The organism is Halorubrum vacuolatum (genome assembly GCF_900188065.1).
GTDB classification, from domain to species: Archaea; Halobacteriota; Halobacteria; order Halobacteriales; family Haloferacaceae; genus Halorubrum; species Halorubrum vacuolatum.
The window spans coordinates 51,763-70,564 of sequence record NZ_FZNQ01000004.1 but is presented as its reverse complement, the minus strand read 5'-3'; the positions used below and the strand labels follow the sequence as shown (position 1 = coordinate 70,564).

Annotated in this window: 24 protein-coding genes, 1 tRNA gene and 1 other RNA gene; 13 read left to right on the top strand and 13 right to left on the bottom strand. The window is 65.7% G+C overall.

Features of this window, described 5'->3' with window-relative positions:
- Positions 1-39 precede the first annotated feature (39 nt).
- Positions 40-1,206 (bottom strand): site-2 protease family protein, encoded by a 1,167-nt coding sequence (locus tag CHB65_RS05855; RefSeq protein ID WP_179213592.1) that lies wholly within the window; start codon positions 1,204-1,206, stop codon positions 40-42.
- 155 nt (positions 1,207-1,361) lie between these two features.
- On the opposite strand from CHB65_RS05855, the gene CHB65_RS05850 reads away from it, so the two are divergent.
- The gene (locus CHB65_RS05850; RefSeq protein ID WP_089384127.1) at positions 1,362-2,189 is read left to right on the top strand and encodes an MBL fold metallo-hydrolase; all 828 of its coding nucleotides are present in this window, start codon (positions 1,362-1,364) and stop codon (positions 2,187-2,189) included.
- A 17-nt stretch (positions 2,190-2,206) separates the two neighbouring features.
- On the opposite strand, the gene CHB65_RS05845 is transcribed toward CHB65_RS05850, so the two are convergent.
- The 8 genes from CHB65_RS05845 to CHB65_RS05810 form a co-directional block, all read right to left on the bottom strand.
- The gene (locus CHB65_RS05845; protein ID WP_089384126.1) at positions 2,207-2,500 is read right to left on the bottom strand and encodes a DUF5827 family protein; all 294 of its coding nucleotides are present in this window, start codon (positions 2,498-2,500) and stop codon (positions 2,207-2,209) included.
- Between the two features lie 133 nt (positions 2,501-2,633).
- Positions 2,634-3,233 (bottom strand): superoxide dismutase, encoded by a 600-nt coding sequence (sod, locus tag CHB65_RS05840; protein ID WP_089384125.1) that lies wholly within the window; start codon positions 3,231-3,233, stop codon positions 2,634-2,636.
- A gap of 249 nt (positions 3,234-3,482) precedes the next feature.
- Positions 3,483-3,566 (bottom strand) — tRNA-Ser (locus tag CHB65_RS05835).
- A gap of 346 nt (positions 3,567-3,912) precedes the next feature.
- The gene (locus CHB65_RS05830; protein WP_089384124.1) at positions 3,913-4,677 is read right to left on the bottom strand and encodes a hypothetical protein; all 765 of its coding nucleotides are present in this window, start codon (positions 4,675-4,677) and stop codon (positions 3,913-3,915) included.
- 89 nt (positions 4,678-4,766) lie between these two features.
- Entirely contained in the window at positions 4,767-5,198 is a 432-nt protein-coding gene (locus tag CHB65_RS05825) for a type II toxin-antitoxin system VapC family toxin (RefSeq protein ID WP_089384123.1), read from the bottom strand.
- Positions 5,199-5,471, bottom strand: a complete 273-nt coding sequence (locus tag CHB65_RS05820; RefSeq protein WP_089384122.1) for an AbrB/MazE/SpoVT family DNA-binding domain-containing protein — start codon at positions 5,469-5,471, stop codon at positions 5,199-5,201. It abuts the gene before it with no gap.
- Positions 5,472-5,556: 85 nt separating this feature from the next.
- Positions 5,557-6,174, bottom strand: coding sequence for an isopentenyl-diphosphate Delta-isomerase (gene idi, locus CHB65_RS05815; protein WP_089384272.1), 618 nt, complete (start codon positions 6,172-6,174; stop codon positions 5,557-5,559).
- 75 nt (positions 6,175-6,249) lie between these two features.
- Positions 6,250-6,663, bottom strand: coding sequence for an Lrp/AsnC family transcriptional regulator (locus CHB65_RS05810; protein ID WP_089384121.1), 414 nt, complete (start codon positions 6,661-6,663; stop codon positions 6,250-6,252).
- 96 nt (positions 6,664-6,759) lie between these two features.
- Between CHB65_RS05810 and carA the strand changes: the two genes are divergently transcribed.
- The 3 genes from carA to CHB65_RS05795 all read left to right on the top strand — a co-directional run bounded on the left by carA (position 6,760) and on the right by CHB65_RS05795 (position 9,295).
- The gene (carA, locus tag CHB65_RS05805; protein ID WP_089384120.1) at positions 6,760-7,821 is read left to right on the top strand and encodes a glutamine-hydrolyzing carbamoyl-phosphate synthase small subunit; all 1,062 of its coding nucleotides are present in this window, start codon (positions 6,760-6,762) and stop codon (positions 7,819-7,821) included.
- A gap of 80 nt (positions 7,822-7,901) precedes the next feature.
- Positions 7,902-8,807, top strand: a complete 906-nt coding sequence (gene surE / locus CHB65_RS05800; protein ID WP_089384119.1) for a 5'/3'-nucleotidase SurE — start codon at positions 7,902-7,904, stop codon at positions 8,805-8,807.
- Positions 8,804-9,295, top strand: coding sequence for a universal stress protein (locus CHB65_RS05795; RefSeq protein ID WP_089384118.1), 492 nt, complete (start codon positions 8,804-8,806; stop codon positions 9,293-9,295). The genes surE and CHB65_RS05795 overlap by 4 nt, the downstream gene beginning before the upstream one ends.
- An 11-nt stretch (positions 9,296-9,306) precedes the next feature.
- On the opposite strand, the gene CHB65_RS05790 is transcribed toward CHB65_RS05795, so the two are convergent.
- Entirely contained in the window at positions 9,307-9,549 is a 243-nt protein-coding gene (locus tag CHB65_RS05790; protein ID WP_089384117.1) for a hypothetical protein, read from the bottom strand.
- A 182-nt stretch (positions 9,550-9,731) separates the two neighbouring features.
- Between CHB65_RS05790 and CHB65_RS05785 the strand changes: the two genes are divergently transcribed.
- The 3 genes from CHB65_RS05785 to CHB65_RS05775 all read left to right on the top strand — a co-directional run bounded on the left by CHB65_RS05785 (position 9,732) and on the right by CHB65_RS05775 (position 11,774).
- Positions 9,732-10,277 carry an NUDIX hydrolase gene (locus CHB65_RS05785; RefSeq protein WP_089384116.1) on the top strand — a complete coding sequence of 182 codons (546 nt, stop codon included), beginning with the start codon at positions 9,732-9,734 and terminating at the stop codon, positions 10,275-10,277.
- A 73-nt stretch (positions 10,278-10,350) separates the two neighbouring features.
- Positions 10,351-11,322, top strand: coding sequence for a CPBP family intramembrane glutamic endopeptidase (locus CHB65_RS05780; protein ID WP_089384115.1), 972 nt, complete (start codon positions 10,351-10,353; stop codon positions 11,320-11,322).
- An 89-nt stretch (positions 11,323-11,411) separates the two neighbouring features.
- Positions 11,412-11,774: a hypothetical protein gene (locus CHB65_RS05775; protein ID WP_089384114.1), complete on the top strand. Its 363-nt coding sequence runs from the start codon at positions 11,412-11,414 to the stop codon at positions 11,772-11,774.
- 91 nt (positions 11,775-11,865) lie between these two features.
- Here CHB65_RS05775 and rnpB read toward each other — a convergent pair.
- Positions 11,866-12,230, bottom strand: an RNA gene (rnpB, locus tag CHB65_RS05770) — RNase P RNA component.
- A 224-nt stretch (positions 12,231-12,454) separates the two neighbouring features.
- Between rnpB and CHB65_RS05765 the strand changes: the two genes are divergently transcribed.
- The gene (locus CHB65_RS05765; protein ID WP_089384113.1) at positions 12,455-13,057 is read left to right on the top strand and encodes a TIGR00296 family protein; all 603 of its coding nucleotides are present in this window, start codon (positions 12,455-12,457) and stop codon (positions 13,055-13,057) included.
- Positions 13,058-13,078: 21 nt separating this feature from the next.
- On the opposite strand, the gene CHB65_RS05760 is transcribed toward CHB65_RS05765, so the two are convergent.
- Positions 13,079-14,242, bottom strand: a complete 1,164-nt coding sequence (locus CHB65_RS05760; protein ID WP_089384112.1) for a nicotinate phosphoribosyltransferase — start codon at positions 14,240-14,242, stop codon at positions 13,079-13,081.
- A gap of 24 nt (positions 14,243-14,266) precedes the next feature.
- Positions 14,267-15,913 (bottom strand): Hvo_1808 family surface protein, encoded by a 1,647-nt coding sequence (locus CHB65_RS05755; RefSeq protein WP_245809910.1) that lies wholly within the window; start codon positions 15,911-15,913, stop codon positions 14,267-14,269.
- Positions 15,914-16,015: 102 nt separating this feature from the next.
- Between CHB65_RS05755 and CHB65_RS05750 the strand changes: the two genes are divergently transcribed.
- From CHB65_RS05750 to CHB65_RS05730, 5 genes are all read left to right on the top strand, one after another.
- Positions 16,016-16,594 (top strand): cysteine hydrolase family protein, encoded by a 579-nt coding sequence (locus CHB65_RS05750; protein WP_089384110.1) that lies wholly within the window; start codon positions 16,016-16,018, stop codon positions 16,592-16,594.
- 89 nt (positions 16,595-16,683) lie between these two features.
- Positions 16,684-17,187, top strand: a complete 504-nt coding sequence (locus CHB65_RS05745) for a preprotein translocase subunit SecD family protein (protein WP_089384109.1) — start codon at positions 16,684-16,686, stop codon at positions 17,185-17,187.
- A 44-nt stretch (positions 17,188-17,231) separates the two neighbouring features.
- Positions 17,232-17,420, top strand: coding sequence for an HVO_2523 family zinc finger protein (locus CHB65_RS17990; protein ID WP_089384108.1), 189 nt, complete (start codon positions 17,232-17,234; stop codon positions 17,418-17,420).
- A gap of 161 nt (positions 17,421-17,581) precedes the next feature.
- Positions 17,582-18,541, top strand: a complete 960-nt coding sequence (locus CHB65_RS05735) for a phytoene/squalene synthase family protein (protein WP_089384107.1) — start codon at positions 17,582-17,584, stop codon at positions 18,539-18,541.
- 11 nt (positions 18,542-18,552) lie between these two features.
- On the top strand, positions 18,553-18,762 hold the full coding sequence (locus tag CHB65_RS05730; protein WP_089384106.1) for a hypothetical protein: 210 nt from the start codon (positions 18,553-18,555) through the stop codon (positions 18,760-18,762).
- Positions 18,763-18,802: the final 40 nt, after the last annotated feature.

The window sequence follows — 18,802 nt, the reverse complement described above, 5'->3', positions numbered from 1 at the left end:
GTGACGATCCCGGCCTCGGCGGGTCGATACCGACCTCCCTCAGGTCGTCACGACCTCGATCGGGACGAGCAGGAAACAGAGCGCCCCGACCGCGAAGGTCAGGACCCCGATCGCCATGCGGGCGGGCCCGAGGCGGTCCTCCTCGGCCGGGTTCGCGGGGCCGTTGAAGGCGATGACGAGCGCGAAGACGCCCCAGAACGCCCAGAGCCCCACCGATTCGTCGAGCCCGAACCCACGCCAGTAGTAGAGATACGCGGCGAGTCCGAAGAGGAAGCCGGGGACAAGCGACGCGATGGTTTCCTGACGTGGACCGACCATCGCGCGGATCATGTGGCCGCCGTCCAACTGGCCGACGGGAAGCAGGTTTAAAAGCGTGAAGAACATTCCCACCCACCCGCCGATGATCACCGGATGCGCCGAGAGATGTGGGTCGTCGTAGGTCGTCTCCTGCCCGAGGAGATCGGCGATGATCGTCAAAAGCGGTGGATTGTTGAACTGGATCATCGTCCCCGACTGGTTCGCCACCTCCGCGGGCACCCGGATCGGATCGAGTGACAGGCCGATGATCGTGACGACGACCGTGGCGAAAAGCCCCGCGATCGGCCCGGCCGCGCCGATGTCGAAGAGGACCTTTCGGGAGGGCATTCGACCACGCATCCGGATCACCGCCCCGAGCGTCCCGAACGGGAAGACGAACGGGATGACGTACGGCAAGGAGACGTCGACGCCGTGGTACCTCCCGGCGAGGTAGTGGCCGAACTCGTGGACCATCAACACGCCGAGTACCGCGGCGGTGAACGGCCACGCCTGCAACATCGTGAGCGGGTTCGCGCGGATCTCCGCGAGCGGGACGTAGTACCACCCGTACGCGCCGACGAACAGCGTCGTGATAACGGTGGTGACAAAGAGCGTGACGTTGACCCATGGGATCCCCTCGCGACCGTGGTCGAACGGCGTCGCGATGACGACGTGTCCCGTCTCCGTAGCCTCGAGGTCGACGTCGTAGCCCGCCTCGCGAAACGCGGGGACGATCTTCCTGAGCAACGTCCGTTCGGGGATGTATGACTCGCCGACGTAGCGGATCCGGCCATCGTCGGCACGAACGCCATCGATCCGGAAGAACGTCTGGAGCGGCTCCGGGAGGGGGACGTCGGGGCCCGGATCGTCGGACCGTTCCGACGCCATCCCGCCCTCGCGATCAGGCATCGTCGGTCGTTAGCCACGGGTGAGTATAAACCCCGCGTCAGCGGGGGCGCTGTGAACTGCAACGCCGCGGATCGAGGACACGAAACGCCTCGGAACACGCCCCTCCCACACCGCGGATCGTGCACGCTAAACGGATGGGGAGTCGAGGGGAACCAATGCGGGTGACGCTCCTCGGAACCGGCGACACGACGGGCACGCCGACGGTCGGCTGTGACTGTGGGACCTGCCGGACCGCACGCGACCGCGGGATCTCTCGGTCGCGGTTCTCCGTCCACGTGTACAACGAGCGTCTCGAGGAGTCGCTACTTATCGATTTCAGCCCCGACTTCCGAAGCCAGTTCCTCGCGGCCGACGTGCCGCTCCCCGACGAGGGGATCGTGACGCACATTCACTTCGATCACCTCGACGGGCTCGGCAACCTCTACCGGCTGGTCGACGGCGTTCCGATCCACGCACCCGCGGAGGTCGACCCCGCGACCGATGAGAGCGTCGCCGACACGATCCGGTCGAAATACGACTATCTGGAGGACCGGATCGGCGTCCACGCCCGCCCGGCGTTCGAGCCGTTCGAGGCCTGCGGCCTCACCGTCCGGTTCGTCCCCGTCACCCATCCGCCGCTTCTGGGCTACGGCGTCGTTATCGAGGATCCGGAGACGGACGCGAAGCTCTCGATAACCGGCGACACCAGCTACGGGATATCCGAGGAGTCGCGCGAAGCGCTTTCAGACCCCGATCTGCTGCTCGCCGACGCCATCGTCCCGGCGTCGGTCTGTGAGTATCATCCGATCGGCGGTCGTCATGAGGGTCCCAACGGGGTCCCACGGACGTTCGGGTCGAAACACATGACCCGCGAGGGAGCGCTCGCGCTCGCCGAGGAGTTGAACGCCGCCCGAACCCGGCTCGTCCACATCGCCCACTACTACCCCGCGGAGGAGGCGTTCGCCGAACCGCTCGCCGTCGACGGCGAGGCATACGAGCTGTGAGCTGTTGGAAGGCCCCCTCAGTGCGCCCCGTCGTCTTCGAGCGCGTGTGGCGCGACCCCGTAGTAACCCGGCCCGTTCTCCTCGAGTGGTTCTGCGATCACGAGGTCCTCACCGTTCACGATCACCCACGGCACCGCCCAGTCGATGAGCACCGCCTCGGTATCGGGGTCGACGGTCGCCTCCGGATCGAGCCCCTGTAACAGCCGGGCGATCTCGGGGATGGTGTAGAGCAGATCCGGCTCGAGCAGCTCCGCGGGCGTGTAGAAGTCACAGGGGAACGTCTCCTCGAAGGCCTCCTTTGGTTTCGGCATGATCGAAGCTAGGAGGGCCGGCGGCTAAGAGGCCACGGAAGTCACGGGAAAAACGGTCCCGGGGCTCTCCGGACACGGCGTTTCAAAAAACGGTCGGGGTTCGACGCGTCCTGAAGGACACGTCCGAGCGACGTTACTCGAACAGCTCGACGGCCTGCTCGTAGCGGGCGGACGGCTCCTCCCAGTCGACGACCTCGAAGAAGTTGTCGATGAATTCGCCGCGGGCCGGGCCGTAGTCGTGATAGTAGGAGTGCTCCCAGACGTCCAGTGCGAGGATCGGGTGGCCGCCCCAGATCGCGCCCTGGTCGTGCTTGTCGACCACGACGTTGCGGAGCTGGTTCGAGAAGGTGTCGTACACCAGCAGCGCCCAGCCGCTTGCGGCGCCGCCTGCGGCCTTGAACTCGCCCTTCCAGGCCTCATAGGAGCCGAAGTCCTCCTCGATGCGGTCGGCGAGTGCCCCCTCGGGCTCGTCGCCACCCTCGGGCGACATGTTCTGCCAGAACAGGTCGTGGAGGATGTGACCCGAGGAGTTGTGGGTCACGCTGCGGAGCGCGCCGCCGGAGGAGGAGAAGTCTCCCTCCTCGCGGTTCGCGGCGAGCGTCTCCTCGGCGGCGTTCCACCCGTTGACGTAGCTCTGGTGGTGCGTGTCGTGGTGCCAGGTGAGCACCTGCTCGGAGATGTGCGGTTCAAGTGCGTCGTAATCGTACGGAAGCGGATCGAGTTCGTAGCTCATCGGTTAATCACCCACCTCATAGATCCAACCGAAACCTGTTAAAGATAATGCGTGTCGTGGTATCATGGATCACCGGACGTGAGCGTTACCGGGGAGCCCGTGTCAGCACCGCTGGGATTGCGGTCCCGCCCGAAATCCGACGACGGCAGTCACGATCGACGGCCAACGGGAAGTAACCATGAGTCGTTACATGATGTGGGGGCGGGGGCCGGCGGGCTGGCGGAGGTGGAGCCTTGAGAACGGTGGATGCGGTGGGACTGGGATTTGAACCCAGGAAGCCGTGAGGCTACCGGTTTTCAAGACCGGCGCAATAGGCCGCTCTGCCATCCCACCTCGACTCGAACGGTCGGTATGGGTCAACTAATGCGTGTCGGTGTGGGTCAGTTCTGAACGCTTCCACGTCACCAACTTGGAACGTTGTAAATCCACACCGCAACCTCACGCCTCCCCAGCCTCGCCACGGCTGATTATAAATCAGCCGTGGGCTCCCTCGCGCTCGGTTCGCGCCCTTCGGGCGCTCACCGGAGCGCGCCGACCGCTAGGGGCCGGTTTATATATGCTCTCGTCACCGGGTTAGTGGCACTTATAACTGACCGATCGAGTCCGGGATCGCTCGCTGGGTCCCTCTCTTGATCACGGGAGTTCAGAATACACCACCTCTCTAGCATTTCAACGGAGCCTATTCAGTCTCCTCTCGAACGAGCCGCGTCTCGCCGTCCTCTACGACGACATCGAGCCCGTGATCGTAGACGAACTCGGAGACGTGTTTGGGGACGACGCGCTCGGCGGTGAACCGCGCGCGCAACGTGGGCACGACATCGAGCAGGTCCCGCCCGGTTTCCAGAACGGGCAACGGCTCGATGAACTCGACATCGAGCCCGGCGTCACGACCCCGCTGAGCGAGCGTCGACAGGCTCGGCCGCTCGAAGGCCGCCTCGAAATCGATCGGTTGGGTGAAGCCCGCGTAGTGGACCCGACCCTCGGTGGACGGCCCGAGGACGACGCCGTTGGTTCGGAGCTTCATCGCGGCCGCATCGATGGTCGTCCGCGAACAGAGCGGCGTCGTCGGCGTCATGACCGCCACGGAGTCGGCCCCCTCCTCGCGGAGCAGGTGGGTGACGGTGTTGCCCGCGCGGGCGCTGACCGTCGAGCCGACCTGCGGCTCGAACCGAACCTCCTCGGTCCCGCCGAGCGTGTCGGCGACGACCGCGCGCAACTCGGCCTCCGGGGAGCGCTCCGTCCGGTACGCCTCGGGAAGTGCGTCCGGCTCGGGGTAGTTGATAAGCAGGTCGCCACCCGATCGGTCGACGGCGAGCACGAGATCACGGAGCTGTGCCTCATAGAGATCGGCCGCCTCCGCCGTCGACAGCGGGGTCGAGGCGGCCAGTTCCGTGCCGACGAGTCCCTCACGCGGCGGGTTCGCCAACGCGACGACGATGGTCATACACGGAGGTGGCGGCGGAATCGTCTTGAACTCGGCGTTTCGGGGACAGGGTGTATCGGTGGGGACATCGGAGAGAGTGTTTCATAAACTCAATTGAATGGGTTCTCAACAGTCTCTAGCCGTGTAATACTCTCGACCCCGTCGAAGTCATCGTCAAACGAGTAGAGGTACTCGATACCCGTCCGCTGCATATACGCTACAACGGTCGCGTCACCAAACGAGAGCGGCCCATAGCTCTCGAAGAGTTCCATGGCACGGTGGAAGTCTTTCTGGGCACAATGGACCACTTCAAACCCTGCTGAATTGGCGAGGCGAGTCTTCAAGTCGACAGCAATATCGTGTCGCTGCCGCTCGTGAATCCAGTTCAGCGTTTCTAACAGAACATAATTCGTGACGTGGGCGACCGGGAGATCGCCGCTGTCAATGGCATAGACAATGTTCTCAGCTCGTTTATGGCGGGTTTCCGGACTGGTGTCCTTGTAGTCGATGAGGATGTTGGAATCGACTACCCCAACTGCCATTCAGGTATCCTCCGTAAACGCTGGATCTTCCTCGTTACCGGTGAGGTCATGTGTTTCGAGGCTATCTCCGCCCATTGGCGCCTTCATATCGTCGTCTTCGAACGCTCCATACCGCTGCTTGACCACCTTTACGGTGAGCGTACCCGCTTCATCAGTGTGCCAACGAAGTTTGTCACCAGGCTCGATATCGAGCTGTCGCCGAAGGTCAGCTGGGATCGTGACCATCCCTCGGTCACTGACTTTGGTTTCTTCAGGAGCTTCTTCGGCTGCCATACGCGCTAGTAGCGGCTCGTGCATCATACATGTTGCGCCGCATGTAACCCAGGGGACGAACGTTCAACGCTCGACAGAAGGCTGCTTACGCGAAGTCGCGACGCATCGCGATCTCGAACCACGGGCAGAGCCGGAGTTGGCGGTAGAGGGCGGGGTTCTCGTGGAGGTGTTCATAATCCGCCCAGAGCATCCCGCCGATCTCCTCGTCGTCGGGGTCGAGCGACGTGTCCTGGAGCGTGACCTTCAACACCGCACAGACCTCCCACTCGACGCCCTCGTTCGGGTAGTAGCGTTTGTATTCGAACCGGTCGGTCACCCGAAGGTCGTCGTACTGGTCGGGGGTGATACCGAGTTCCTCCTCCAAGCGCTGTTCGGTCGCGTCGACCTGACTCTGGCCCTCGACGGGGTGGGAGGCGACCGTGCCGTCCCAATGGCCGTCCCACAATCGTTTCGTGGGTGCACGTTGTGCGAGGAGGATGCGGCCGTCCGTATCGAAGACGAGACAGGTGAACGCGCGGTGTCGGATCCCGTCGCCGGTGTGGGCGTCGAGGCGGTTGACGGTCCCCTGTGGGGTGTCGTCGGGGTCGACGGCGATGACGTCTTGCAGGGCGTTCTCGTGTTCGACGTCCGCGTCGTCGGCGCTCCCGGCGGCGTCGACTTCGGGGGCGTCCGCCCCGGAGGCGTTGGCGTCATGTGTGCTCATGAGGAAATCCTCGTCGACGGGGACTAATAAGCGTTCGATACGCGTCGGGATGGCCTCACCTTCACCCACGGGGTCTCATCCGAGCCGTTCTTCGAGGATGAGCCGCGTCTTGGTGGATTTGACCTCGTCCATCTCGCGGGCTTTGGTGATCAACTCGTTGACGGCGCGGGTGTCGACGGCATCGACGACGAGCACGACGTCCTCCTCGCCGGAGACCTGCCAGACGAAATCGACCTCCTCCCACTCGACCATCCGCTCGCCGATGGCGGCGGTGTTGACGTTCATTTCCACGGAGATCTCGATCATCGCCTTGACGTTCCCCGTGCGGGTGGTGACGGTAAACCGTTCGATAACGCCCTCCTCGGTCATCCGATCGACGCGGTTTCTCACGGTGCCCTCGGAGGTCCCGACGCGATCGGCGATCTCGGTATAGGGCGTTCGGGCGTCCCGTCGGAGGATCGAGAGGATCCGTCGATCGAGGTCGTCCATGTCGTCACGTACGGCGCGTCCGACTTACCCGTTACGAATATCGTAACGAATCTACGAACGACGCATTTATTAGCGAACATGCATACGTATCTCGTAATGTCGGACGCCTACATCGCGCTGGCCGACGGGCGCGTGCTCGAAGCACGCACCCGCGTGCCGGGGCGTACACGTGGTGAACTGGTGTTCACGACCGCGTACACCGGCTACGAGGAATCGCTGACCGATCCCTCCTACGCCGAACAGATCCTGACCTTCTCATACCCCTTGATCGGGAACTACGGCGTCCGAGCGGAGCGATTCGAATCCGAGACGGTTCATCCCCGCGCGGCGATCGCCCGCGAGATGACCGACGACGTCGCCGAATGGCTGGCGGGCGAGGACGTTCCCGCCGTCGACCACGTCGACACCCGCGAGATCGTCACGACCGTCCGCGAGGAGGGTGCGATGGCCTGCGGGATCGCCGCCGGCGAGGACGTCACACCCGAGGACGCGGTCGCGGAGATGGAGGCCTGCGTCCCGATGAGCGACCATACCGACATCGGCGCGCAGGTCACCATCGCGGAGCCGACCGTCCACGAGGGCGGCGGCGAGGTCGACGTGGCGCTCATCGACTGCGGCGCGAAGGGTTCGATCATCAGCTCGCTGACCGAGCGCGGCGCGGACGTCCACGTCCTTCCGTACGACGCGACACCGGAGGCGGTCGAGGCGATCGACCCGGACGTGCTCTTCATCTCGAACGGCCCCGGCGACCCGGAGAACTTCGTCGACGCGCAGGCGGTCGTCGACGCCTTCGCGGGCGAGTTGCCCCTTGCGGGAATCTGTCTCGGCCAGCAGATCATCGCGAGCGCACTCGGCGGCTCCACGAAGAAGATGGCCTTCGGTCACCGCGGCGTCAACCAGCCCGTCCGCGACCTCCGCACCGGGCAGGTGGTCATGACGACACAGAACCACGGCTACACCGTCGACGACACCGGCCCGCTGGAGGTGACCCAGGTGAACGTCAACGACGACACCGTCGAGGGACTCGACAGCGAGGAACTGGAGGTCATCACGCGGCAGTACCACCCCGAGGCGAACCCCGGCCCGCACGACTCGCTCGGGTTCTTCGATGACGTGTTGGCGATGGCGGACGCCCGTCGCCGCGTCGCTGCCGACTGAGGGTCGGCAGTCTCCGGCGACTCGGCCGACCGCGGATCGCGTTTCGCCGAGGTTTTTACCCGCGGTGACCAGAGAGGAGTATGAGCGTTGATATTCTCCTCACGAACGACGACGGCATCGACGCCGCCGGCCTCCGGGCGCTTCACGACGCGCTCGCCGCCGACCACCGCGTGACCGTGGTCGCGCCGGCGACGAACCAGTCCGGCGTCGGCGGCCGGCGGTCCTGGTGGGAGACGACGGTGGAGTACGCGGAGACGCCGTTCGGCTACGCGGTGGAGGGAACTCCCGCCGACTGCGTCGCGGTCGCGGACGTCGCGCTCGGGCTTGATCCCGACCTCGTCGTCTCCGGCTGTAATCACGGCCCGAACATCGGCGCGCACATCCTCGGGCAGTCGGGGACGGTGGGCGCGGCGATGGAGGCCGCGTTCCTCGGCACGCCGGGGATCGCCGTCTCGATGTACGATCGGGGGAACCTCCCGGTGTCGCCGACGACGGGGCGGGACGACTTCGCGCTCGCCGGGCGGGTGGCCGTGGCGCTCGTCGAACGGTTCGAACGCGACGGACTCCCCTTAGGCGCCGACGTGATCAACGTCAACGTGCCGGCCGCGAGCGACGAGGCCGCCGATGCCCCGACCTATCGGATCACGGAGCCCGCGCGTGGGTTCGATGTGATCGAGTTCCGCCCCGGCGAGACGGCCGCCTCGGAGGCCGGCGCCGAGGAACGACGCGGCGAGATGGGCCTCGAACTTCGGGATCGATTCTGGCGGGAGTTCCTCCGTGGTGACGTCGCAGACGACGCCGGTTCCGACAGACGAGCGGCCATCGACGGCGAGATCAGCGTCTCCCCGCTTGCGACCTCCCGGGCGATCGCGGGCGACCACGCCGGCGAGGCGCTGTCCCCGACCGATCCGGACGCTGATGGAGGGATGGAGGATGCGGGATCGGGCGCCGACGAGCCAGGGGGCCGCCCCCGCGTGGAGCGATGACCGTCGTCGTCGGCGTTCCGGGGGAGGACTGTCGGCCGGAACCGATCCGCGAGGCGGCCCGACTCGCCGTCGGCCTCGATGAGCCCCTCCACGTCGTCCACGTCCGATCGGAGAAGCGATTCGAGGACCGGAACGGTGGCGAGGGGACGCCGACGTTCGGGGCCGTCCGCGACGCGGCGGCGGAGGTCGCGGCCGCCGCCTTCGAACGGGCGTTCGACGGGACGCGCGAGGAAACGATACCCACCGACGGCGGGACCGTGGACACCGCAGGGCCCGGGACGGTTCCATCGGCCGTCGATCACGTCGGGCTCATCGGCGACCCAGCCGAGACGATCATGGAACATGGAGCCCACGTCGACGCGAGCCTGCTCGTCGTGGGCGGAACCCGACGATCGCCGGTCGGAAAGGCGGTCTTCGGCGACGTGACACAGGACGTGTTGTACGGGGCGGACCGTCCGGTCGTCGCATGCCTCGAGGACGGGGCGTAGCCGTCCGCGGTTCACTCCTCCCCGGCGACGGGACGGCACGTACCGTCCGTGTACCCGTAGGTATCGCCGTCGAGGTCGATCCCGGTCGGGGGGGTATCCTCGAAAGCAACGGCGAGGACGGTATCGAGTGCGTCGCGGTACCGATCCTCATCGACGGCCAGACGCGCCTCCGTGGCGACGGCAGGTGGGATCCGATCGTGTCGTTCCAATGCATCGATGAGTTCCCCGACGTACCGTCGCTCCCACGGTGACATACACGTCCATATGCCACCCCGAGACTTCATACGGGACGACCCTTGTCCCGAATTTAGCCGGATTAAACCGCATGACTGCGGAGGGATGAGTCGGTTCAACCGGACACGCGGTCGGATACGGCGGCGGTTCGATACGGGTCCAACCCGGTCGGTTTTATCCGTCCGCAGGCGGAGAACCCGGCATGGATGACCTCGCTTGGGAGACGACGGACACCGAGATCGAGTACCGCTGTCCGGGGTTCGAGATCCGCCGCGACGACGTGCGGTTTCCGGACGGAACCGCCGACGAGTACCACTCCGTCGAGGAGCCGCCGGCCGTGGTCGTCCTTCCGCTCACGCCCGAGGGCGACGTCGTCGCCATCGACGAGTGGCGACAGGCGGTCGGCCGGGTCAACCGTGGCTTGCCGGCCGGCTCGGTCGAGGACGCCGACGGCGACGACCTGGTGGGCGCAGCCGCCCGCGAACTCGCCGAGGAGACCGGGTATGAAGCCGACTCCTTCGAACATCTCCTCACCATCGAACCGACGAACGGGGTGTCGAACGCCGTCCATCATCATTTCGTCGCCCGGGGCTGCCGACCGATCGGGGAGCGAAACCTCGATGACAACGAGTCGATACGGGTCACCGTCGTCGAGTACGACGAACTCGTGAGCGCCGCCATCGACGGCGAACTCCGCGACGGCCGGGCCGTCACCGCGCTGGTGTACTACGAACTGATCAGCCGGTGAGCCGAACGGAGCGGACGCTCCCGGAGCGTCACGACGAAGGCCCTTTTCAACCTCCATCGCCTAGGGGTGAATAATGACCGACACCTCCCGCAACGACGGGGACGGACGTGCGCCGGCCGATCGGCGGGACGAAACCCGCTCGGCAAACAGCGAGGACGAATCGGCGCCGGACGGCGGCGTCGAGACGACGACGCTGGGTGCCGACGACACACGGGGCCCCACACCCGATCCGCCCGAGGGAACTGTCGTCGACGACGATGGAGGCGGGACGAACGACTCCGCGGCAGTCGCCGTCATCGTTGCCGTCGGATTGGGCTTTCTCGGACCGCTTATCGCGGTGGTGGGTGGATTCGGGATCTTCGCCGTCGACTGGGCGGTGGGTGGACTCCCGCTCGTCGCGAACCTAGTCCTCACGCTCATCGTCGGCCAGTACGTCGCCTTCGCCGGGCTCGCCATCGCCTACCTCGCCTGGCGTGGGTTCGACCGCTCGAGGATCGTCTCCTATCTCGGCGTGCGCTGGCCGACCCCCTTCGAGTTGGGCCTCGTCGTCGTCGGCTGGGTGGTGATCCTCGCGTCGGTGCTCAGCATCTCGTTTATCGTCCAGCTGCTCGGCGTGGAGACGGCGGCGAACCAGAGCGCGGAGCTCGCGATCGACAACCCCGCGATCATCCCGCTTTTCATCCTCGCGTCGTTCCTCGTGATCGGCCCCTGTGAGGAGATCCTGTATCGCGGGGTCGTTCAGGGGCGGCTCAGGGAGCGCCTCCCCGCGGCGCCGTCGATCGTCATCGCCTCCGCCGTCTTCGCGTTCATCCACGTCGTCGCGCTCACCGGCGGGGTCGAGGGTCGTCTGACGACCGTCGCCATCCTCTTTTTCCCGAGCCTCGTCTTCGGGGCGGTCTATGAGTACACCGAGAACATCGTCGTGCCGTCGCTGCTCCACGGCCTCCACAACGCCGTGATCTTCACCATCCTCTACATCTCGGTCACGTTCGCCGACGAAATCGAGGAGTTCGCCGAGATGGCTGTCTTACCGCTTCCGTTTTGAACGAGAGAGGACGGGTCGGAGTTGCTTGTCCCTGAAACGGATGCACACGGCGCCAGCCTTTTTATATCAACTCCCGAAACGGACCTGTAATGGAGTCCGAGCGTACCGATGAGCCCCCGACAGGACCTCCTCGCGAGGACGAGATCCTCGTTACCTGTGAGTGTCAAGACGGCACCGTCCACGTCTACCCCGACGGCGTCTTCATCGAACGCGCCCCGAAGTCACAGTTCACCGATCGGTGGATCCCCCTATCCGAGATCACCGGCGTGACGTACTCGAAGCGACTCGTCATCAGCTACCTCCAGATCGAACAGGACGGAATCACCGCTGACAGCGAGAGCCTGTTTTCAACCCCGGTCGATACGAATACCGTCCATTTCGGCTTCGGCAAGCGTGGATGCATCGAACGGGTCGAAGAGACGATCCGCCGGCGACTTGCGGCCGTCGACTGAGTGTACGGTCGGTGGACCGTGAGGCCCTCGTCGAATCGGTAAAGCGACCACGGATGTCACAGGATATCGCCGTCGCTCCACGGGTGAGCTGGACTGAGGGGAGTAAGCCCCCTTCGGTTCGTCCCGACATTCGGCTCAGCGTCCGCGCCGTGGCCGGACTACCTGATGGCACGGACTTGCACCGGCGAGGATTCGCCGTTCCATCCGTTCCCGCCCGTCGTGGGCCCTCGGTGGGTTAGCTCCCTCCTCTTACGAGTCGGTTCGCACGGCCATAGCGAGGCTACGGACGTCGCCGGTCGCCGATGGCGACCTGACGCACCTCATCGGTCGGGGCGGGGGGTCTCGTTGCTGTTCCAGCGCCAGCCGTCTCCGACTCCGGGCGTGAGCCCGGTCGCCCGTCCGGCCGGTGGGGGGACTTTCCTCATGCGGATGCACGGGAGTCGGGCTCCCTCTGTCCGCCATAACGTACCCGGCGTGTCCGAATAAGCCGTTCGGTCGATCGGGTGTGATCGTTCGGTTGACCGGATGTGATCCGACTGGACCGCCGTGGCCACGGGATCGAAGCCGGAAGGAACGCCCCGAAATCCGGGTTTTTCAGCGCTCTCACGTCCGATCAGGGTTCCTCATGAACCTTCACCGCCAAGGGAAGCGTTCAAGTTCACGGCAGCGCAATGTGAGGTATGTCCGAGGCCCAGACCGTTCATCTCTCATACGACGACGGAGCACGAGCGGTCGAACTCGCGCGGGAGGCGGTCGAATCGTTCGTACGACAGGGACAGCGGGAACAGCCCGGAAGCATGCGCGAGGCGTTCTACGCGCGGACCGGCGCGTTCGTCAGGCTTCAATCGACGCGGGGACGCGGCCGGCTCCGTGGCTGTGCCGGCGCGTGGGACACGACCGAGCAGCTCGGACACGCGATCGTCGAGGCCGCCATCCAGGCCGCCTCCGGCGACTCCTGTGGCTCGGAGGTCGAACCGAAGGAGCTCGACAACATCGTCGTCTCCGTCTGTATCGTCTCGAACACCGTGATCACGAACGATCCCCTCGCGGACCTCGAGATCGGTACTCACGGCGTCGCGGTCGACCGCGGCAACGCCCACGGCTGGCTCTACCCGACGCTTCCCGTCGAGAACGACTGGTCCGGCGCCGAGTTCCTCTCGCGCGCCTGCCGAAAGGCCAAACTCCCGCCGAACGCCTGGCAGGACGACGACACGATGGTGACGCTGATCGAGGGACAGGTGTTCCGCGAGCGCGTTGACGGCGGCGCCGTTGAGGAGCTGTAAGCGCCGATCGTCTCCGGATTTTCACGCCTCGCCATACCCGACGAGCGACGCGTCCGAGCGGGCGCGCTCGATGCCCGATTCGAGCGCGAACAGGTCGTCCGCGCCGTCGACGAGCGAGCCGTCACGGAGGACCGGCGTGAGCAACGGCTCGGCGTCGTCGGGTGCGGGATCGGCCGACGGGCGAACCGCATGTGCGCCGTCGGCGGTCCGGTATGCCTCCTTCACGCCGGAGAGCTTCCCCCGTTTCGCCCCCGGCGTGCCGTCGACGGCGACGAGGTCGAGCGAGAAGTCGACCGGGTCGGCGTTCGAGACGTATCCGCCGACGCCGAACCCTTCGACGACGTCGCGAAGCTCGCGCAGGTCGTCCGGGCCGAGCCCGCCGGAGACGTAGATCGGCAGTTCGGGCCGGCCGGCGGCCGCAAGCTCCCAGCGAACCTCCCGGACGATGTGGCGAAAATCGCCCCGCCGGGAGCCGGTGGTGTCGATCCGGACTCCATCGAGCCGGTCTCCGAGTGCAGCGACCGCCCGGAGCGTCTCGTCGCGTTCGTCCGTGTAGGTATCACAGAGCGCGATCCGCGGGACATCGTCGTCGACGGCCTCATCGAAGGCGACCCACGCTGCCTCCTGTTCGCCGGGGCCGAAACAGAGGACGAGCGCGTGCGGCATCGTCCCCGCTGCCTCCCGACCGAGGAGGTCGCCGGCGGCGACGTGTGAGAAGCCGTCGAAGCCCGCGAGCAGCGCGGAGCGTTCCACCGTCGCGGCCATCGCGGGGTGGACGTGGCGGGCGCCGAAGGAGAACACGGTCGCATCGGGGGCGACGACCCGGCAGTCGAGCGCGGCGGTCGCGATCCCGGAGGCGTGTGAGAGGAACCCGAGAAGCGAGGTCTCGAAGCGGGCGAACGACCGATACTCGCCCTCGATCCGCATCACCGGTCCCCCGTCGAAGAGCCGACCTTCGGGGAGCGCGTCGACGTCTACCGGCCGACCTTCGAGCAGGGCGACCGCGTCCTTCAACCCGGCGAACAGCTCGAACTCGCCGTCGGGGAACTGGTCCGCGGTCACCTCCGCGACGACCCGGGGGTTCCGGCCTGCCTCCCGAAGCGTCGTCTCGGTCCGTTCGAAGTAGGCGTCGGTCGCGCGACCCTCTCGGATCGCTTCGGGCCCGACGATGTCGAAATCAGTCATACACGGGCTAGCCGGGCCGGGACTCTAAATGGTCCGGCTTCGGCGGGCGAGGAGTGTGGCCGCCGACAGCACCGCCGCGAGCGCAACGAGGACACCGAATCCGGGCGCGTCGTCACCGACATCGTCCGCCTCGGGCGACCCGTCGGGATCGACGCCGCCGAGGTCGTCCCCGATCGGCTCGTCAAAGGAATCGTCGGGCTCGACGTTCGCAGGTGTGTCCGTCGGGTCGAGATCCGGGCGGATCTCGAACACCTCGTCGGGCGCCAGCGCGTGGGTGATCGTCAGCGTCGTGTCGTTGCGTTCGATCCCGTAGGCCCCCCGGAAGTCGCCGTCGGCGACCTCGTAGATGCCGTCGGGTCGGTGGTCGGCGTCGTGGGCGTCGAGGATCTGGAGGTACGCCTCGTGGAACCGCTCGGCGTCCGCGCCGCTTTCCCACTCGATCCGCCACACGTAGCCGTCCCGCTCCTCGTCGCCCTCGTCGTTCCGGTAGGGGTAGAGGACGTCGTTCGCCCAGCCGTTCGTCGCCGGGTGTGAGTAGTTATAGGTCTGATAGGGATGTGCATCCTCGCTTGGAAACAGATCGTCGTGTGCCATTACACCCGCATCGTAGGTGCTTGATTGATACCACAGCGAGACGAACATCGACGCCTCGCCGACCGTATCCGAGCCGTTGACGCCCTGCTCGTCGTACCGCTCCCAACCCTCCTCGGCGGTATCGTTGAGGTCAATGGGGGTCGGTTCGAACGGCTCCCGATGGATCGTCTCGCGGGTCGTCTCCGGCGGATCGGCCATCAGGTCATCGACGGCCTCCCAACCGTCCGCCTCGATCAGTTCGTCGACGTAGGGTGCGCCGTCGGAGTACGGCTGGAGGACGGTAAGCAACACGCCGAGGTTCTCCTCACCACCCCCGCCGCCGGTCCCTGACGGCTCCGGCGTACAGGCCCACTCGTCCGCACAGCGTTCGGCATACACCTCCTCCATGTAGACCACCTCGCCCTCGACGGCCCCGTCGATGCCGAGGTCGGCGTCCTGGGTCTCGCCGGTGAACCGCTCGTCACTCAAATCGTCGTACTGGTCCTGCATCGCGTGGCCGAGTTCGTGTAACAGCGTCGACGGCGAAACCTGCACGTTCTCATCGTCGTCGACGACGATGACGATCCGATCGTCGGCCGGCGAGTAGAATCCGGCGACCGCCCCGGAGAAGACCTCGTCGATCACCTCCCCGCTGGATTCGTCCTCACCGATGACGAAGAGCGCCTTCCAGACCTGATCGTTCCAGCGGTCGAACTCCGGGTCCCGATCCGTCTCCGTCCGTTGGTCCGCGAACTCCTCCCGTGTGAGGACATCGACGGCCACTTCGGCCTCGAACGGTCGCTCACGGATCGCCTCCACGCGAGCCATCTTGAGCGAGGTGAGGTCCGCCAACTCCTCATCGCTCAGCCCGTCGGCTTGATCGATGCCGAGATCGCCGTCCGGATCCGCCGTGTGATGGATCCCGTTCCAGCAGCCGACGAGTTCGTTCTCGCTCCCGTCGGTACACTCGGCGGCGTCCACGACCGGGGCGGTCGCCGCGCCGACCCCGGCGGTCGAAAGCGTGAGGGCTGTGAGGGCGACGAGGAGAAAGACGAGGACCGCGGGGAGCGTGCCCGACGGGCTGCGGATCCGTCCCATGCGATCCATAGCGAGCGCCTGCGTAAGTACCTTGCCGGTGGCGTCATGGATGGAGCGGAGGCCACGCCGACGCTTATTGGTGCTCGGATACAATCGACCGACATGTACGATCCGACCCGCACCGCCGTCGTCGTCATCGACATGCAGAACGGCTTCTGTCATCCGGACGGAAGCCTCCACGCGGACCCGAGCGAGGCCGCGATCGGGCCGGTGAGCACGCTCGTCGACCGGGCCCACGAGGCCGGCGCGCCCGTCGTCTTCACCCGAGACGTCCATCCGCCCGAACAGTTCGAGGGGAACCACTACTACGACGAGTTCGAGCGATGGGGCGAACACGTCATCGAAGGCTCCTGGGAGGCGGAACTCGTCGATGGGTTCGACGTTCACGCGGACGACCACGTCGTACTGAAACACACCTACGACGCCTTCCATCGGACCGAACTCGAGGGCTACCTGGATGCCCACGGGATCGACGATCTCCTGATCTGTGGGACGCTCGCGAACGTCTGTGTCCTTCACACCGCCGCGAGCGCCGGGTTACGGGATTATCGCCCCGTCATCGTGACGGACGCGCTGGGCTACATCACCGCCGACCACAAATCGTACGCGATCGACCACGCCGACTGGCTCTTCGGGGAGACGACGACGCTTGAGGCGATCTCGTTCGAAAGCGACGCCTGAGGCGCGGGAGCATCCGATCGGTGGCCGCAGTTATCAGCGTCGTGAATCGGCGTGAAAGCCTTTTATTTCGGTTTCCCGACCGGTCGGACATGGAACTCTCTCGACGCGGGGCACTCGGCGGGCTGGCGGCGATCGGCGCGGTCGGAGCCGTCGGGTTCATGGGCGCATCCGCGGTTGACGATCCGGCGACGGACGAGGACGAAACGGACGCACACTACGTCGAGGTGGACCCGGAAACCCCCTTCATCGCGCGATTGGTCGACGACGACGGGGACCGGGAACTCTTCACGGCCGCCGACCTCGTACACGTCCAGGGCGTCCATCCCGACGATGAGGAGTACCTCGTTTTCATCGAACTCACGGAGACGGGGCGTGAGCGGTTTCAGGACGAGCTTGCCGCCGCCGGAGCGGAGGCCGATCCGGACGGGTTCGAGATCGTGATGACGCTGGATGGGGCCGTCGTTCGCGAGGTATCCCTCGATGGCCCGACCGTCGACGCGCTCACGGATGAAGAGTGGGAGGGCGTGGTGACGCTGCCGTTCGTCGACGAGGACCTCGCCGAGGACGTCTACGAAGCCCTCGCGGGGATGTAAGCCGACGACGGAGTTAACTTCCCGGAGGCGGACGTTAATAAACGGTGCCTAACGACGACTCAACGACCCGGACGGACGATCGGACGGCCGGGACGTCCAAAACGCGCGGGCGACGCGACGGTCCAGGTGGGCGTCCCTGCCCGCTCTGTGGAACGCCGATGTATCACAGACACTGCAAGTACGTTTGCCCCAGTCACGGGGTCGTCTACGACTGCAGCGACACGTTTTATTGAGCCCTTCGGGGCAGGGACGGTGGACGGGAAATCGTCCGGAGTTCGTCCACTGAAACGAGAAACCGTAGGGGTGTGCGAACTGTTATGACCGTGGAGACCGAACTGGAAGATATGTCTGGCGACCCGCTTGCAATCCTCCGTGCCGTTGGTCCGAGGACACCATGGTAGACGACACACAGGTTGCCCAGGGAAAGCGGATCCAGCGTCGGACGGGCAAGACGTTCCACGTCGCCACGCGGGTGCTCCCGGAGCGGACCCGCCATCCGACGTACGTGCTCTACGGGTTCTTTCGCATCGCCGATGAGGTCGTCGACGCCGAGGAGACACCGCCGCCGGAGGTGCAGCACGAGGAACTTGAGCGGCTGCGGCTTGCCGCCTTGGGGAGACAGCCGACGGACGATCCCATCCTCGATGCGTTCTCCACCGTCCGTGAGGAGTACGGGATCGCGGATGCGGACGTGAACGCGTTCATCGACGCGATGGCGAGCGATATCGACACCGACCGGTACGAGACGTATGCGGACCTCGAGGCGTATATGAACGGCTCCGCGGCGGCCGTCGGCCGAATGATGACGGCGATCATGGAGGTCGAAAACGAGGACGCCGCGCTGCCACACGCGACGAAGCTCGGTGAGGCGTTCCAGATGACGAACTTCCTCCGTGACGTCGGCGAGGACGTGATCGAACGGCAGCGGATCTATCTCCCGCTGGAGTCGCTTCGACAGCACGGCGTCGACGAGCAACAGATCCTGGACCGACGCTTCGATTCGAACGTCGCCGCCGTCATGCGTGACGAGCTCTCCCGCACCGAGCGGCTCTACGAGGAGGGCGTCGCGGGGATCAAGTACCTCCCGGCTGACTGTCAGTTCGCCGTGCTTCTCGCGGCCGTGCTCTATGCCGATCACCATCGACTCATTCGGAGGCGTGGCTACGATACGCTGACCGCGACGCCACAGCTTTCGACCCCACGAAAGCTCTGGTTGCTCGCACACACGCGCTGGCGGTGGCAGTGGAACCGTGACCCGGAAGCCGTCTTCTACGAGGTGAGCCACGGATTCGACGGCGAGTCCGGCTCCCGTCGGCACGGTCCGCGGGACTCGGCGATCCTCCGAACCGACTGATCCGTCGGATCATGGATCGGTCACGGTTCGTCCAACTGACGCTTCTCGCGTTCGGATTGGTCCTCGCGTCGTTCGTCGTGCGCGGAACGACCAGACTCGTCGCCTCATACGAGCTCGCGGTCATGCTTTCCGCGCCGCTTCTGTTCGCAAGCGTCCTGTTGATCGCTGGGCTGGTCCTCCTCGCGACGCTCGATGTGACCGGGATCCGACCGATGGAGTAAGTCGCGAGCGGACCGTACCACCGAGCCGGAACGTCCTTTT

What these genes read in the sequence shown, in the direction of transcription:
- CHB65_RS05855 (WP_179213592.1), bottom strand. Translation starts at nt 1,206, where the DNA reads ATGCCTGATCGCGAGGGCGGGATGGCGTCGGAACGGTCCGACGATCCG.
- CHB65_RS05850 (WP_089384127.1), top strand. Translation starts at nt 1,362, where the DNA reads ATGCGGGTGACGCTCCTCGGAACCGGCGACACGACGGGCACGCCGACG.
- CHB65_RS05845 (WP_089384126.1), bottom strand. Translation starts at nt 2,500, where the DNA reads ATGCCGAAACCAAAGGAGGCCTTCGAGGAGACGTTCCCCTGTGACTTC.
- sod (WP_089384125.1), bottom strand. Translation starts at nt 3,233, where the DNA reads ATGAGCTACGAACTCGATCCGCTTCCGTACGATTACGACGCACTTGAA.
- CHB65_RS05830 (WP_089384124.1), bottom strand. Translation starts at nt 4,677, where the DNA reads ATGACCATCGTCGTCGCGTTGGCGAACCCGCCGCGTGAGGGACTCGTC.
- CHB65_RS05825 (WP_089384123.1), bottom strand. Translation starts at nt 5,198, where the DNA reads ATGGCAGTTGGGGTAGTCGATTCCAACATCCTCATCGACTACAAGGAC.
- CHB65_RS05820 (WP_089384122.1), bottom strand. Translation starts at nt 5,471, where the DNA reads ATGGCAGCCGAAGAAGCTCCTGAAGAAACCAAAGTCAGTGACCGAGGG.
- idi (WP_089384272.1), bottom strand. Translation starts at nt 6,174, where the DNA reads ATGAGCACACATGACGCCAACGCCTCCGGGGCGGACGCCCCCGAAGTC.
- CHB65_RS05810 (WP_089384121.1), bottom strand. Translation starts at nt 6,663, where the DNA reads ATGGACGACCTCGATCGACGGATCCTCTCGATCCTCCGACGGGACGCC.
- carA (WP_089384120.1), top strand. Translation starts at nt 6,760, where the DNA reads ATGTCGGACGCCTACATCGCGCTGGCCGACGGGCGCGTGCTCGAAGCA.
- surE (WP_089384119.1), top strand. Translation starts at nt 7,902, where the DNA reads ATGAGCGTTGATATTCTCCTCACGAACGACGACGGCATCGACGCCGCC.
- CHB65_RS05795 (WP_089384118.1), top strand. Translation starts at nt 8,804, where the DNA reads ATGACCGTCGTCGTCGGCGTTCCGGGGGAGGACTGTCGGCCGGAACCG.
- CHB65_RS05790 (WP_089384117.1), bottom strand. Translation starts at nt 9,549, where the DNA reads ATGTCACCGTGGGAGCGACGGTACGTCGGGGAACTCATCGATGCATTG.
- CHB65_RS05785 (WP_089384116.1), top strand. Translation starts at nt 9,732, where the DNA reads ATGGATGACCTCGCTTGGGAGACGACGGACACCGAGATCGAGTACCGC.
- CHB65_RS05780 (WP_089384115.1), top strand. Translation starts at nt 10,351, where the DNA reads ATGACCGACACCTCCCGCAACGACGGGGACGGACGTGCGCCGGCCGAT.
- CHB65_RS05775 (WP_089384114.1), top strand. Translation starts at nt 11,412, where the DNA reads ATGGAGTCCGAGCGTACCGATGAGCCCCCGACAGGACCTCCTCGCGAG.
- CHB65_RS05765 (WP_089384113.1), top strand. Translation starts at nt 12,455, where the DNA reads ATGTCCGAGGCCCAGACCGTTCATCTCTCATACGACGACGGAGCACGA.
- CHB65_RS05760 (WP_089384112.1), bottom strand. Translation starts at nt 14,242, where the DNA reads ATGACTGATTTCGACATCGTCGGGCCCGAAGCGATCCGAGAGGGTCGC.
- CHB65_RS05755 (WP_245809910.1), bottom strand. Translation starts at nt 15,913, where the DNA reads ATGGGACGGATCCGCAGCCCGTCGGGCACGCTCCCCGCGGTCCTCGTC.
- CHB65_RS05750 (WP_089384110.1), top strand. Translation starts at nt 16,016, where the DNA reads ATGTACGATCCGACCCGCACCGCCGTCGTCGTCATCGACATGCAGAAC.
- CHB65_RS05745 (WP_089384109.1), top strand. Translation starts at nt 16,684, where the DNA reads ATGGAACTCTCTCGACGCGGGGCACTCGGCGGGCTGGCGGCGATCGGC.
- CHB65_RS05735 (WP_089384107.1), top strand. Translation starts at nt 17,582, where the DNA reads ATGGTAGACGACACACAGGTTGCCCAGGGAAAGCGGATCCAGCGTCGG.
- CHB65_RS05730 (WP_089384106.1), top strand. Translation starts at nt 18,553, where the DNA reads ATGGATCGGTCACGGTTCGTCCAACTGACGCTTCTCGCGTTCGGATTG.